The 14,239-nt window shown below is 68.2% G+C and carries 13 protein-coding genes; 5 read left to right on the top strand and 8 right to left on the bottom strand.

Annotated features, from left to right (window positions below):
• Window positions 1-43: 43 nt before the first annotated feature.
• Entirely contained in the window at window positions 44-802 is a 759-nt protein-coding gene (locus ABD116_RS34665) for an AIM24 family protein (RefSeq protein WP_343980421.1), read from the bottom strand.
• A 170-nt stretch (window positions 803-972) separates the two neighbouring features.
• On the opposite strand from ABD116_RS34665, the gene ABD116_RS34660 reads away from it, so the two are divergent.
• The 3 genes from ABD116_RS34660 to ABD116_RS34650 all read left to right on the top strand — a co-directional run bounded on the left by ABD116_RS34660 (window position 973) and on the right by ABD116_RS34650 (window position 4,046).
• Entirely contained in the window at window positions 973-2,496 is a 1,524-nt protein-coding gene (locus tag ABD116_RS34660; RefSeq protein WP_343980418.1) for a hypothetical protein, read from the top strand.
• Between the two features lie 85 nt (window positions 2,497-2,581).
• Window positions 2,582-3,352 (top strand): SDR family NAD(P)-dependent oxidoreductase, encoded by a 771-nt coding sequence (locus tag ABD116_RS34655; protein ID WP_343980415.1) that lies wholly within the window; start codon window positions 2,582-2,584, stop codon window positions 3,350-3,352.
• A gap of 115 nt (window positions 3,353-3,467) precedes the next feature.
• On the top strand, window positions 3,468-4,046 hold the full coding sequence (locus ABD116_RS34650; RefSeq protein WP_343980412.1) for a nicotinamidase: 579 nt from the start codon (window positions 3,468-3,470) through the stop codon (window positions 4,044-4,046).
• Here ABD116_RS34650 and ABD116_RS34645 read toward each other — a convergent pair.
• The 6 genes from ABD116_RS34645 to ABD116_RS34620 all read right to left on the bottom strand — a co-directional run bounded on the left by ABD116_RS34645 (window position 4,039) and on the right by ABD116_RS34620 (window position 10,078).
• Window positions 4,039-5,577, bottom strand: a complete 1,539-nt coding sequence (locus ABD116_RS34645; RefSeq protein WP_343980409.1) for an AbgT family transporter — start codon at window positions 5,575-5,577, stop codon at window positions 4,039-4,041. The two genes, ABD116_RS34650 and ABD116_RS34645, sit on opposite strands and share 8 nt — an antisense overlap.
• Window positions 5,574-6,491, bottom strand: coding sequence for a CE1 family esterase (locus tag ABD116_RS34640; protein WP_343980406.1), 918 nt, complete (start codon window positions 6,489-6,491; stop codon window positions 5,574-5,576). The genes ABD116_RS34645 and ABD116_RS34640 overlap by 4 nt, the downstream gene beginning before the upstream one ends.
• Window positions 6,492-6,585: 94 nt before the next feature.
• Window positions 6,586-7,344: a creatininase family protein gene (locus ABD116_RS34635; RefSeq protein WP_343980404.1), complete on the bottom strand. Its 759-nt coding sequence runs from the start codon at window positions 7,342-7,344 to the stop codon at window positions 6,586-6,588.
• Window positions 7,341-8,126 (bottom strand): FadR/GntR family transcriptional regulator, encoded by a 786-nt coding sequence (locus ABD116_RS34630; RefSeq protein ID WP_343980401.1) that lies wholly within the window; start codon window positions 8,124-8,126, stop codon window positions 7,341-7,343. Before ABD116_RS34630 ends, ABD116_RS34635 begins: the two co-directional genes overlap by 4 nt.
• A 93-nt stretch (window positions 8,127-8,219) precedes the next feature.
• Window positions 8,220-8,888 carry a response regulator gene (locus ABD116_RS34625; protein WP_343980398.1) on the bottom strand — a complete coding sequence of 223 codons (669 nt, stop codon included), beginning with the start codon at window positions 8,886-8,888 and terminating at the stop codon, window positions 8,220-8,222.
• Window positions 8,888-10,078, bottom strand: a complete 1,191-nt coding sequence (locus ABD116_RS34620) for a sensor histidine kinase (RefSeq protein ID WP_343980394.1) — start codon at window positions 10,076-10,078, stop codon at window positions 8,888-8,890. Before ABD116_RS34620 ends, ABD116_RS34625 begins: the two co-directional genes overlap by 1 nt.
• A 339-nt stretch (window positions 10,079-10,417) precedes the next feature.
• On the opposite strand from ABD116_RS34620, the gene ABD116_RS34615 reads away from it, so the two are divergent.
• Window positions 10,418-11,938 carry a M1 family metallopeptidase gene (locus ABD116_RS34615; protein ID WP_343980391.1) on the top strand — a complete coding sequence of 507 codons (1,521 nt, stop codon included), beginning with the start codon at window positions 10,418-10,420 and terminating at the stop codon, window positions 11,936-11,938.
• Window positions 11,938-12,240, top strand: a complete 303-nt coding sequence (locus ABD116_RS34610) for a hypothetical protein (RefSeq protein ID WP_343980389.1) — start codon at window positions 11,938-11,940, stop codon at window positions 12,238-12,240. Before ABD116_RS34615 ends, ABD116_RS34610 begins: the two co-directional genes overlap by 1 nt.
• On the opposite strand, the gene ABD116_RS34605 is transcribed toward ABD116_RS34610, so the two are convergent.
• Complete coding sequence (locus tag ABD116_RS34605; protein ID WP_343980386.1) at window positions 12,230-14,131, bottom strand: bifunctional metallophosphatase/5'-nucleotidase; 1,902 nt, start codon at window positions 14,129-14,131, stop codon at window positions 12,230-12,232. The genes ABD116_RS34610 and ABD116_RS34605 overlap by 11 nt on opposite strands.
• Between the last annotated feature and the right edge of the window lie 108 nt (window positions 14,132-14,239).

Raw genomic sequence — 14,239 nt, 5'->3', positions numbered from 1 at the left:
GGCCCGGCGCAGGCGTTGGGGGGCCTGCGCCGGGTGTCTGGGGTCAGCGGCCGCCGAGGAGGCCGCCGAGCATGCCGGCTACGCCGCCTTCCTGGCCGGCTTGCTGGCCGCCGCCGGTGCCGCCGATGAAGCCGCCGGGCGGCTCCTCGGAGGGCTGGACGACGACGAAGCCCTGGCCGGTGAAAGCCATCGTGAACGCTTCGCCGGTGGTCCGGCCGAGCAGGGTGCCGAGGCCGAGCGAGTCGGCGCGCTGGTACCCGGTCTGCAGGCTGGTCGACCAGCAGACGGCCGCCTGCGGGTCGGCGAACGTGGGCTGGTCCACGTTCAGTACGACCGGGGTGCCCTTGCAGGTGATCGCGATCCGGCCGGCGCCGGAGAAGTTGCAGTTGAACAGGCCCGAGTTCGACATCATCCCGGCGCCCTGCACCATCTTGATGTCCCAGCTCAGCGTCGGCTCGAAGGCGAGCACGTTGGCGCCGTTGATGCTGAGCCCGTCGTGCGGGCCCTCCAGGTCGATCAGGTAGATGTCGGCGGCGCGGTCGGCGAGGAACACGTCGCCCTGCCCGCGCATCTTCATCAGCGGGATGCCTTCACCGGTGAGCTTCTGCTTCAGGAACTTGCCGATCCCACCCGCCCCCTGCGCCTCGAACTGCACGTTGCCCTGGTAGGCGACCATCGCCCCCTGCCGGGCGAAGACCTCACCGCGCAGCTCGACCTTGAGCAGCTTCGAGTTCTGCAGCCGCAAGCCGGCCTGGGCCGACTCCTGTTCCTGGTTCGTCGCGGCGAACAGTTCGCTCCGCATGCCGAATCCCCCTCCTTGTCGATGATCCCGAGCGTAGGCTCAGACGCACCGAGTCCCCTCCCGGTGCCATACCATCCTGCCCCCGAATCCCCACTTCCTGCCCTTCCGATCAGCTGACCCCGTGCGCACGGGATGCTGTTGCGCGCCGGAACCACCGAACGGGAGCGTCCATGAGTAACAACTGGTACACCGACAACCGCCAGAATCGTGAGCTGGAGGAGCTTCGCGATCAGATGGCGGCGGCTTCGTCCGAGGCTTCCAGTTTGCGGTCCCGGTTGTCGCAGGTGCAGGGGACGATGGAGACGCGGTTGCAGCGGCTCACGACCGCGTTCGATGCGTTCGTGGAGCTGTCCGACATTCGCGAGAGTCTGATCGGGTTCGCGGATGCGGCGGAGGTACGCCGGCACGCGGGCCAGGTGCTGGCGACGCTGGCGGCCGGGGAGAAGCCGACTCGGGTGGGGCGCGACGTACCGGCGTACTGGCTCGCGCCCGCCGTGGAAGCGATTCGCGAGCCAGGTGCTCTGGACGAGGCCGTGCTGGCTGAGGCGATGAAGCGGGATGAGGTGAGGACCAGTACGTTCCTCTGCCTCGCGCTCGCGGCGCTGGGCCGGCGCAATGAGGTGCGGGCGGAGTGGCTCGGGACGGCGTTCGGTGAGTTGGCGGCGGGCAACGTGACGCGGACGCAGCGGGCGCTGTGGACGGCGGCTGCGCGGGGTGGATTCGGGGTCGAGGGGCAGCAGTGGATCGTGGCTCAGCTCAAGGCCGGTACCGCCGGAGAAGGGCATTGGGCCGGGGTGGTGAAGGAGCGCGCGACTGGCCTGTCCGTGAGCGCGGCGCCGCCGTTCAAGGAGTTCACCACTCAGTTCAAGGCCGGTGCCGACCTCGCCCGGCTGCGGGCTGGGGTCGAGGCGATCACCAGTGACACCAGCGTGCTCGAGCCGGATGGCGCCCTCGCCTACGCAGCGGGAGAGAAGCCGGATCCCGACAGCACGTCTGCCCTGCTGCGGCTGCTCATCGCCGAAGGCAGCGAGCCCGAGCGCGAGATGCTCTCCCGCGTCGGCGAGCTCCGCGCCAAGGTCACCAACGGCACCGCGCCCAGCAACGGCTCACTCGGCGACTCGGCCGGCGAGCTCGGCAAGCTGCTCGAGGCGGATCTCGCCAAGACCGACGAGCCGCACCTCGCCGCGACGGCGTTGCGGGTGGTCGCTGACGCCGTACTCGCGGACGCCGAGGAATTGATGAAGACCGCAAGCCTGCCGACCCCGTCGCAGGTCAGCAAGGAAATCGAGTGGCGGCAGGTGACCCTGACCCCGGACGGCGCGGATCGACTCTCGCTCGCCAAGGCCGAGGTGGAGATCGCCGAGACGGTGAAGCCGCTGTCCGCCGCGGATCTGCGCGGTCCGATCGGGTTCGGCGTGGCCGGCGTTGTGGTGCTGATCGGCCTCGGGTTCCTGGTGCACCCGTTCTGGATCGTGGTCGGCCTGGTCCTGCTGGGCATCGCGGGCTACGGCTACTGGACCGCCCGGAAGAAGCGCGCCGACGAGCGGGCCGACACCGTCCGGCGGATCGAGCGGCTGCGCGAGCAGGCCAAGACGGCCGGCGCTGAGCTGGCGGCGTACAAGGCAGGCGACACCGCCCGCCTCGCCACGGTCGCCGGCGACCTGGAAGAGGTCAGGAAGCGCCTCACCAGCTGACAGCGCCTTGCGTGGAGTTTAGTTAGTCGGCTAAGTTTATTTCTTAGTCGGCTAACGAGACGACTCTACCGCGAGGAGACGTTTGATGGAGCTGGGATTGCAGGGCAAACGAGTGCTGGTGACCGGCGGATCGTCCGGGATCGGCCGCGAGGCGGCGCTGGCGTTCGCCCGGGAGGGTGCGCGGGTCGCGATCACCTACAACTCACGCAAGGAGGCCGCCGGCGAGGTGGTCGCCTCGCTCGGCGGCGAGGCTTTCGCCGTACCGATGGATCTGGGGACGCCGGAGTCGATCGCGGATGCCGTCAGCCAGACGATCGAGCGGTTCGGCGGGCTCGACGTACTGGTCGGCAATGCGGTCAACTGGGGCAACGCGACTCCGCACGAGCTGCCGCGGAAGATCGAGGACGCCCAGCCGGACCAGTGGCTGCCCGTGATGCGAGACAACCTGACGGGGAACTTCCGCCTCGTCCAGCACGCCGCGGCGGCCCTGCGCGCGTCGGATCAAGGGCGGCTGGTACTCCTCTCGACCGATCTGGTCGAGCGCGGAATGGCCGGCGCCTGGGCGTACACGGCCGCGAAGGCGGGTCTGCACGGGCTCGTCGCCAGCCTGCAGCACGATCTGGGCGAGGACGGCGTACTGGTCAACCTCGTCATGCCGGGAGTCACGCTCGAGAACGGCAGCCATCGGGTGATCCCGGACGAGGTGATCGGCGGATTCGCGCAGCAGTTCACCGCTCGCCATCTGCCCGAGGCCGCGGACGTCGCCGCCGCGATCGTCTTCCTCTGCTCGGCCCGGAACACCTCCACCCAGGGCGAGATCCTCCGCGTCAACGGCGGCGCGCTGCGGGCGGCGTAGCCCACGCCACCGCCGCTGCGCCGCCGGACACCATCCTGAAAGCGCGAACCTCAGCGCTGATCACGGTCGAGGCTTGTACGGTGGGGGCAAGGACACATCCAGAAGGAGTGTTGAGATGGCCCGGGCGCTGATCGTGGTCGATGTGCAGAACGACTTCTGCGAAGGCGGGAGTCTGGCGGTCAGCGGCGGCGCGGACGTCGCCTTCCGGATCGGCGAGCTGCTGCACCGCTGGCACGACGCCGAGCCGCGCGACCGGGAGTACGACTACGTGGTCGCCACTCGCGACCACCACATCGACCCGGGCGACCACTTCTCCGAGACACCCGATTTCGTGAACTCCTGGCCGGTGCACTGCGTGGCCGGCACCGACGGCGTGGGCTTCCACCCCAACCTCGACCCGCAGCCCTTCGACGCGATCTTCGACAAGGGCGAGTACGCCGCGGCGTACTCCGGCTTCGAGGGCAAATGCCACGAGAACGGCAAGCCGCTGGCCGACTGGCTCCGCGAGAAGGACATCACCCAGGTCGACGTCTGCGGCATCGCCACCGACTACTGCGTCCGCGCCACCGCCCTCGACGCCAACCGCGAAGGCTTCCGTACGACGGTGCTGACCGGCCTCACCGCAGGGGTGGCACCGGCCAGCACCGAACAGACTCTCGTCGACCTCCGTACGGCGGGCGTCGCCCTTACCTGACCGGCGCGCCGGGGCCGAGCGGGATGCCGAGGGCCCACCAGGCCAGGAAGAGCACGGTCCACGCGACGGTCATCGCGATCGCCAGCGGGACCGTGTACGACGCCAGGGTGCCGACGCCGGCGTCCTTGCGGTAGCGCTGCAAGAAGCCCAGCGCCATCACGAAGTACGGGCTCATCGGTGTGATCGCCGTCGAGCCGGAGTCGGCGATGCGGAACAGCGCCTGGGTGGTTTCGGCGGGGACGCTGAGCAGCAGCATCATCGGGACCAGGATCGGCGCGGTCAGCGACCACATCGCCGAGCCGCTGGTGACGAGGATGTTGATCAGGGTCAGCAGGATCAGGATGCCGAGGAAGATGACGACCTTCGGGGCGCCCAGCTCGCCCAGCCAGCGGGCCGACTCGGCCGACAGCAGGTCGCCGATCCGGCTCCAGCTGAAGTACGCGAGGAACTGGGCGATCGCGAAGAACAGCACCAGGACCGGCGCCATCTGCTTGATCCCCTCGGCCATCAGCTTCGGCACGTCACCGGCCTTCTCGATCACGCCGACCGTGACGCCGTAGGTGATGCCGACCAGCCCGAAGAGCACGGCGACGACCATCGCGATCCCGTCCAGGAACGGCGACTCGACGATGCTGCCGTTCTCGCCCCGTAGCGGGGAGCTGTGCGGGATCAGTACGGCGACGATCGCGATCGCCGCGATCACGAAGACGACCGTTGCCCTGAGCAACCCGGTCCGCTCGCGGTCCGAGAGGGTCAGCGCGTCCGGGTCCTCGCCGGGTGCGTCCGGATCCGCGTCGAGGTCGTCGCGCTTGCTCAGCACCAGCCGGGTGACCAGGGTGATGACGAGCGCGAGCAGGATCGACGAGGCGATGTTGAAGAACCAGTTCGACAGCGGCGAGACGGACGCGTTCGGGTCGATCGTCTTCGCGGCCGCTTCGGTGATCCCGGCGAAGATCGCGTCGTTGGGGGTCGGGATCGGGCTGGCGTCGTACCCGGAGGCGATCGCCGTGTACGCGACCACGACGCCCAGGATCGGCGACCGGCCGACCGCGCGGAAGGCGAGCCCGCCGAGCGGGACCAGGATGATGTACGCCGCGGCCGACGCGACGTGCGCCATCGTGCCGGCGAAGGCGACCGCGAAGACCACCATCGAGGTCGGCACCCGGGACACGCTGACCTTCATCAGCGACTGCAGGAACCCGGTCCGCTCGGCCAGCGCGACGCCCATGATCACCACCACGATGGTGGCCATCGGCGGGAACTCGGCGAAGTTCGAGACCGCCGTCGAGACGGCCATCTGCAGACCGTCACCGGACAGCAGGTTCTGCACCGCGACGACCTTGCCGTCCTTCGGCGACAGGACCGACACGTCCAGCGCGGCCAGGATCGCGCTCACCACGGCGAGGATCGCGGACAGGATCCAGAACAGCCAGAACGGATGCGGCAGCGCGTTGCCGGCCCGCTCGATCACGGCCATCCCGCGGACCAGGCGGGGCAGGTCCTTCTTCGGAGGCGTCGCGGTGGTGGTCATCGCTTGTGCGCCTTGAAGAAGTCACCGATGAGCTCATGCGCCTCGAAGGTCTGGCTGACGTACCCCGGACCCGAGGACGCGTCTGATCCCGGCCACGAATGGCCGCCGTCCGTCACCGCAACATGCACGACGTCAGCATCGCAGCCCTTGTACTTGGTGATCAGCACGTCGTCGCCGAGCTGACTGACCTTTGTGTCCTGATCGCAGTGATCGCGGACAGACCAGTCGCGGACCCAGGTCTGCACGTCCGGAAGATCGCGCTGGCCGTCGCCGCCGTACGGGATCGTGGTGTCGCCGGTGCCGTGGATGTCGAGCACCGGGACCGGCCGGCTCGGGGCGCAGCGGGTGCCCTCGATGTAGAAGGCGCCGGAGACCGGGGCGATCGCGGCGAACCGGTCGGCCATCCGGCAGGCCAGGATGGCGGTGAAGCCGGCGCCGTTGGACTTGCCGGTCGCGTAGACGGTCCGGGTGTCGACGCAGTACTTGCCCTCGAGCTGGTCGAGCAGGTCGGCGGTGAACTTCACGTCGTCGACGCCCTTCGCCGAGTACGGCGCGCCCTGCCAGGCCTGCTTGTTCTCGTCGCCGATCACACCGTTGGGGTAGGCAACGACCGCGTCGAGCTTCGACAGGTCGGAGAACGCCTCGGTCTGCGCGCCGGTCTTGCCGCGGCCGTGGAAGACGAGAATGAGCGGGTACTGCTTGGACGGCTTGTAGTTGTCCGGGATGTGCAGGCGGTACGTCCTGGTGAGACCGCCGCTCTCGACGGTGTAGTCGCCGGTCGGCGCGGCCTGCTTGCCACATCCGGTACTACGGCTCGGCTCGGCAGCTGTTGCTGTGGGCAACGTGGTGGCGGCGGTCACCAGGCCGGCCGTCATCAGCAGTGCGGCAAGGATTTTCGGGCGTGCGAGGTTCATCAGGGGTGCCTCCTCGGGCTGGCGACCTGCAGGCGGGCAGGTTCGCATCTGGAGCGCATCCGGCGCGATCCAGTGAAGGGGTACAGCGGGTGAGTCAGGCCGAGAGCAACTCGTCGGCGAAGGCGGCGATACGGTCAGCGGCGGTCTCGACCAGGAGCCGGCCGTCCTCGGCAGTGGCACGTCGGGGATCACCCAGGACGCCACGCTTGTGGTACGCGTCGAACCCGACGGACAGGCGTGGACCTTGGGCCTGCCGGGACAGCCGGGCTTTCGGGGGTAGTTCGTCGAGCTGGGTCGCGCCGGGCTCCAGGAGTTCGGCCTGGACGAGTTCGGGCGCGAGGTACAACATCTGGGCGGTCTCGGCCTCACCTGCATGGCCGTGCACCTGACTGACCTCCATGCCTGCGATGAGGTCGGAGACCAAGGGCGTGATGGGTGTCCACGCGAAGGTGAGCTCGGGTTGCAGGAGGTACTCCTGGGCCAGTACCGACAGCGCGGCGTTGTTGCCGCCGTGGCCGGTGATGACGAGGAACTGGCGCCAGCCGTGTTGGTGCAGGCTGGCGACGACGTCACGGAGTACGGACTGGAAGGTTGCCGGGGACAACGTCACAGTGCCGGCGAAAGCCATGTGGTGTGGGGATACGCCGTAGTTGACCGGTGGCGCGATCACCGCGCGACCGTCGAGCCGCCCGGCCACGAGGTCGGCCAGCCCGGTTGCTCGGACGGTGTCGGTCGACATCGCCATCCCGCCGCCGTGCTGCTCCTGGGCGCCGACCGGAATGATCACCAGCGGTGCCAGGCGGACGGCGTCGCGGGCCTGGTCGGTCGTCATCTCCGCAAGCTTGTTGCTCATGGCAACTCCGGGAAGGCGGCCGCCTCGATGGCGGTACGGATGTGGTCGAGGTGCTCCCGGGTCAGCTGCTCGGCCGCGGCGGCGTCACCGCTCTTCACGGCCTCGAAGATCGCCCGGTGCTCCTCGTAGTCCCGCTTCCGGTTGTCGTACAACTGCCGAATCTGCTGCTGCTCCCGAACCCGCACCTTCAGCAGGCTCCCGATCAGCTCCTCCACGACCGGATTCCCACTGGCGGCCGCCAACTCCACATGAAAGTTGAGCGCAAACGCCGGCCCGCCCGGAGGCGTCAGCGCATTCGTCACCGCCGCCTCCAGCTTCTCCAACGACCATCCGCCGCTCCCGGCTCCATGGGAGCCCGCCTCGCCTTCGGCTGCTGCTCCTTCTTCCGCCGCGCCCGCGCCGCTAGGCGCGGGCGCGGCGGCTGCCTGCACCCTTGCAGCCTGGGCGGCTACCGCTGGTTCGATCAGCAGGCGAGCGCCTATCAACTCCAACACCGAGTTCTTGGTGATGGGTGGGCGGTGCGGGTTCGCGAGGACGACGTTGTTGATGGTCGGGCCGACGTACGTGCCCGAGCCGTGCCGGAACTCGACGGCTCCGGTCGCCTCCAGCTTGCGGAGGGCCTCGCGGATCGTCGGCGTGGTGAGCTCGAACCGCTTGGCCAGCTCCCGGGCCGACGGAATCGCATCGCCCGGACCCAGATCGGCATCCCGGATGATCCCGAGGATCGCCTCGGTCAACCGGTCCGACAGACTGGGCGCCACACCCACCGTTGAGTTAGTCACAAAGTGACTAAATCACTTGCTCACTTCCCGGGTCAAGACCTCAGGCGTGCTCGAACCCTCAGCCGCGCTCAACCCGTCAGGCGCCGGCTGTCGTCAGGCGAGGCCGGCCTCGTGGATCAGCAGCGCGAGCTTGGTCCGGTTCGGTACCGCGAGCTTCGCCATCACATGCCCGACGTGCACCTTCACCGTCGACTCGCTCACCGACAGCCGCTCAGCGATCTCCGCATTGCTCAACCCCTCCGCGACCGTGATGGCCACCTCCCGCTCCCGAGGCGTCAACGCGTCCAACGCCTCGGCCGCCTCCCCCACCGCCGCGCCGCCTGGTCCGGTACCGGGCGCTGCTCGCGCCGTATACGCGTTGATCAGCCGCCGAGTGATCCGCGGTGACAGCATCGCGTCCCCCGTGACCACCGTCTGCACCGCCTCCACCAACGCCCGCGGCGCGATGTCCTTCAGGAGGAACCCACTCGCTCCCGCCTGCAACGCCTCATACACGTACTCGTCCAGGTCGAACGTCGTCAGCACCACCACCGCCGGCGGATCAGGCAACGCCGTCACCAACCGAGTCACCTCGATCCCGTTCACCTTCGGCATCTGGATGTCGGTCAGCACCACATCCGGCTGGTACTTCGCGACAAGCTCGACCACCTGCGCCCCATTGGTGTCCTCGGCAACCACCTCGGCCCCACCACCCGCCTGCAGAATCAGCCGGATCCCGCTCCGCACCAGTTCCTCGTCATCGAGCAGCACCACCTTGATCATCAGTCAGCCACCTTCATCGGAAGCACCACCCGGACCCGGAACCGCTCCGCGACCCACCCGACCTCCAACACCCCACCCGCCAACGAAACCCGCTCCCGCATCCCCACCAACCCGAACCCCGCCCCAGGAACCTCCGCCTCCACCCCACGCCGACCGCCCGCTGTGTCCCCCACGCCCCGGCCATCCGGTGTCTCGGCGGTGCCTCGGGGATGCGGGTGGCTGGTGCCTGCTCGGGGGTTGGTGATCTCGACCGCCAGGTCGTCGGCGTCGGTGGTGATGACGACGCTGACCGGCTGGCCTGGTGCGTGTTTGGCTGCGTTGGTGAGAGCCTCCTGCACCACCCGGTACGCCGCGCGGCCGGCGGCGGGTGCTGGATCAGGTACCGGGTCTGGCAGTTCGAGGTGCACGTCGAGACCGGTCGCGCGGGCGTCATCGACCAGCACCGGTACTGCGCTCAGCGCCGGCGCGACATGCCCCGGCTCACCCGGCTGCTCGTCACGGAGTACCTGGAGGATCTCGCGTAGCTCGGTCAGCGCGGTCGTACTGGTTCTGCGAATCACCTCAGCCACCTGCTCGGTGTGCTCATCAGGCGCCGTCATCGTCAACGCGCCCGACTGCAGGGCAATCGCGCTGACCCGATGCGCCACCACGTCATGCATCTCCCGCGCAATCCTCCGTCGCTCGGCGATGACAACACTCTCGGCCCGAAGATCCCGCTCCCGCTCAGCCTGATCAGCCCTGTCACGCAACGCCTGCAGCAATGCGCGACGCTGGTAGACCCACAGCCCGAGCAACATCGGCGCACCCACGAACAACACACAAGAAGCAAGCGCCTCAGGCCAGCTATAAGCATCCCGCCGCGGCACCGGCCAAACCACCACAACCACCGAGCAGTACCCGGCCGACACAAGCGCCTGCCACCGAAGCCCCTTCCGGCTGGCGACGGTGTAGGCGGCAACCATGATCTGCAAGCTCGGAAACGCCAACCCCACCGGCGTAACCGCCACAGCAACAAGCGGAAACCTCCGCCGCACCACAAACCCACCGAACACCACGACGCTGACCAGCACACCGGTCACCTTCACCGCCGGCCCCTTGTCCTCCAGAAACGGAAGGATCGTCAGCCCAGCAGCCACCAAGATGTCAAAGGCAACAACCCACCGCTTCCCCTCCCACCAAGAAAGCCGCATGAACCTACGGTAGAGCCTCGCCCTCCTCCAGCCGGCATCCGCCCACGCACCCTCCCGACGCCGGCTTCCTGCCGGCGGCGCGGCTCTCCACGCATACCAAAGGCCGCCCGCGTGCACCCATCGGAGCGGGACATGGACCTCGCGGGGCGAGTTGTGCGTGCGCGGCCGCCCGGAGAACTGGCCTGCGCGAGGTGGTGGAACGCGTCGGCGAGTGCGGCGGAGCGGGCAGTTGGGGCGGCATGGGGGAACTTCTGGGCGGGCGGTCTAGCACTTTGGTAGTACGGAGGTTGCTGTTTTCGGCGGATGTGGGCCGGGGTCGGTGCGCGGCAGTCTGGGCCTATGGCAACTAAGAGGATGACGCGGGTCGTGAGTTTGCTGGCGGCAGGTGTTCTGTTGCTCCCGTTGGGGTTCACGACAGCCGAGGCGGCGCCGGCTCAGCGGGCGGCGCTCGGGGTGGGGCCGGGTGCGACCGATCTCGGGGATCGGCTGTTTCCGGGGCTGGGGAACGGTGGGTATGACGCGTTGAGCTATGACGTGAGTCTCGGCTACCGGGTCGGTACCACCAAGATGCCCGGCGCGGTGACCATGCGGGCGGTCGCGACGCAGTCGTTGAGCCGGTTCAGCGTCGACTCGGCCGGCCAGCGGATCCAGCAAGTGACCGTCAACGGGCGACAGGCGAAGTACAAGCTGGTCGGCGAGAAGCTGATCATCACGCCGGCGCGCACGTTGTACAGGCATCTGCCCTTCACCGTCCGCGTCGTCTACACCGCCGACCGGGCGCAGAACCCAGTACCACCGGGGCTCGACCTCCCGCCGGGTGTGGCCGATCCGTTCACCGTCTGGAACGAGACGCCGGACGGATTCGGCGTGATGGGCCAGCCGAATCGCGCCCATGTCGTCTTCCCGTCCAACGATCACCCGAGCGACAAAGCGCAGTACACGATCCGCCTCACCACCCCCAGCGACCGCACCGGCGTCGCCAGCGGTCGCCTCGTGGCGGAGTACAAGCACCCAACGACCACAACCTGGGTCTACCGAACCCAGCACCCGATCAAGACCGACGTCGTCGCGATCGCGGTCGGCAAGTTCCGCGAGATCCGGCAGACCGGACCGCACGGACTGCCCATCCGCAGCTACCTCGGCCTGGCCAAGTTCCAAGGCAAGCAATACACCGACGCCATGCAGGCCAACGCGCTCCAGACCCCACAACAACTCGCCTGGCTCGAGAAGCAGATCGGCAGACCGTTCCCCTACGAGCAGTACGGCGTCCTCGGACTGACCACGCTCTACGACGGCGTCGCGCTCGAAACGGCCGGCCTGTCCACCTTCGGACTCCCGCTCTCCCTCCCGGCCAAGGACGAAGCAGGCACCCTCGTCCACGAGATGACCCATCAGTACTTCGGCGACGCAGTCTCACCCAAGAGCTGGGACGACATGTGGATCAGCGAAGGCCATGCCCGGTACTACGAACGCAAGTACGACGCCTCCCGCGGATTCACCGACCTCAACGCCGAGCTCAAGGGCCTGTACGAATCCGACCAGCAGTCCCGCCACGACTTCGGCCCGATGGGCCACCTCAACGGCCAGCTGGCCGTCCTCTTCGACACCGACGTACCAGGTCAGCTGATGCTCACCGGCCTCAACACCATTGTCGGCGAGCAGACGTTCCGGCGGATCGAGCAGACCTTCTACGACCGGTACCGCGACGGAAACGCCAGCACGCAGGACTACATCGACACCGCCAACGAGGTCAGCGGACGCGACCTCACGCAGTACTTCGACAGCTGGATCTACGGCAAGACCACCCCACCGATGCCGGGCCACCCGGACTGGCACAGCACTCCCGCAAAGGCAGCCTGATGAACACGACCCTCGCGATCGCCCACGCCACCAGCAGCACGACCAACGACACCCTCGGGGTGATCGGAGCCGCACTGCTGGTGGGCCTCCTGCTCGCCTACGCCCTGCTGGTACTGGGCGCGCTGGTCAGTTCGCTCGGCGCACCGATGAGCGGGGGGGATGAAGCTGGTCTGGATCATCTTCATCTTCATCGCCCCCTTCATCGGCAGCATCTGCTGGTTCCTGATCGGCAAACGCAACGCATACGTGTCGGCGTACCGCTGAGGGCGGTACGTCTCGGCGTACCGCTGATCAGGCGGTGACCACCACGGGTGCGCCGTTGGAGGTCAGCGACCAGTCGGTGGTGTGGAACGTGTTCGGGTTCACCTCACCGGTCGCGGTCACGTAGTCGATCATCAGCTGACGGATCTCGACCTGCCGGTTGTAGACCACCGGCGCGGTCTTGACGTGCGGGAAGTTGCCGCCGCCGGACTGACGATAGTTGTTGACGGCAACGACGAACTGCTGGTCCGCGGCCAGCGGCGCGCCGTCGTAGGTGAGGTCGGTGATCCGGGCGCCGGGGGCCTTGGCGATGTCGATCTTGTACGCCAGCGGCTTGGTCAGCCCGCCCATGATGTCGTAGTTGTAGTCCGGCGTACCGCCCGGAGCGGTCGGCGTCACCGCGTTGGTCACCTGGTCGGCCGGGAAGGGGCCCGGGCCGGAGACCTGCTTGAAGTACTGCGCGGAGAACTCCAGGTAGTCCTTCACCTGGGCGCCGGTCATGGTGACCGCGAGCAGCGTGTTGTCGAAGATGTACAGCCCGGCGACATCGCGGATCGAGACGTCACCCGCGGGGATCGCGGCCGCCCGGTTGAAGGGAGCGGCGATCGCGAGCACCGGCAGCGCGGCTTGCGGCGTACCGGCGAGTGCTTTGCTGACGGCGTCGGCCTGGATGAAGTTGACGAAGTCGAGCGCTGCCGTGTCCTCCCAGGGCGCGGTCGCCGCGGACATCGCCTGGGTGCAGGTGCCGATCTTGGAGTTGACGTAGCCGACGACCTTGTCGTGGTCCTCCTGGAGGATCCGGACGACCTCCGGGTCGGACATCACCGTGTTCGCGTTCAGCACCTGGCTGGCCCGGGCGAGGACCTTCCACTTGCCCTTGACCTTCTGCAGGTCGAGGTCGATCAGGGACAGCCGCATGCCCCACTTGAGCGGCTCGGTCAGGACGACCTGTTCGCCGCTGACCTTGTTCGTCACGAGCCGCTGCGGGATTTCGAGGTGGGCGTGCCCGACCAGGACCGCGTCGATGCCGGGGACGGTCTCGGCCATCAGGACGGAGGCGTTCTCGGGTACCGGCAGCGCATCGCCGTACGAGGAGGACAGGTCCATCCCGGAGTGGGCAGCGACGATCACGACGTCGGCACCGGCCGCGCGGACCTTCGGGACCCATTCCTTGGCGAGCTCGACGATGCCGCCGAACTTGACCTTGTTCTCGACGTTCGCCTTGTCCCAGATCGCGATGCCGGGGTTGGTCAGGCCGAGGATGCCGACCGTGACCGTGCCCTGGCCGTGCACCTGGACCTTCTTCAGCACGTACGGCGGGAAGACCGGCAGGCCCGTCGTCCAGTCCTGGGCGTTGGCGCCGAGCAGCGGGAAGTGCAGCTGGCTCTGGAACTTGCGCAGGATGTCGAGGCCGTAGTTGAACTCGTGGTTGCCGAGCGCGGCGGCGTCGTACTCGATCTCGTTCATCGCCGCGGCCATCGGGTGCCGGTGGCCGCCGGTGATGGGCTGGATCTTGGCGAAGTAGTACGCCAGCGGGGTGCCCTGGATGGTGTCGCCGGCGTCGATCATCAGCGGGTCGGGCGCGTGCCGGGTGGCCTTGACCCGGGCCCGGACGGCCTTCACCAGGGTCGCGACCTTGGCCAGGCCGATGTCGTTGTGGGCCGAGTCGTCGTACTCGGCGTTCTTGAAGTAGTCCCAGTTGAAGACGTTGCCGTGCAGGTCGGTGGTGCCCATGATCGTGAGCCGGACCACTTCTGGGTCCTTGGGCTTGCCGGCGTACGCCGGAGCCGCCTGGAAACCGGCAGCGGCCAGCACCGCGGCGGCCCCACCGATCACCGTTCGCCTGCCCACGTTGTGGTCCACCGCTCCGTCTGCCTGGTTCGCCGGGCCGCCGGCCCCAGTACCGGCAATCGTCTGGTCGCTGTCCGTCATCACTGTCGCCTCACGCGTCGTCGGGTTCTGGCTGAGCTACTGCTGGACCACCCCGCCGGTACCTGTGGGCCCGGCCGGGCCTGCCCCGACACGCACGATACGTGCGAA

It is taken from the genome of Kribbella koreensis (assembly GCF_039525325.1).
In the GTDB taxonomy this organism is placed as follows: domain Bacteria; phylum Actinomycetota; class Actinomycetes; order Propionibacteriales; family Kribbellaceae; genus Kribbella; species Kribbella koreensis.
This window is presented reverse-complemented; position numbering and strand designations above follow the sequence as displayed.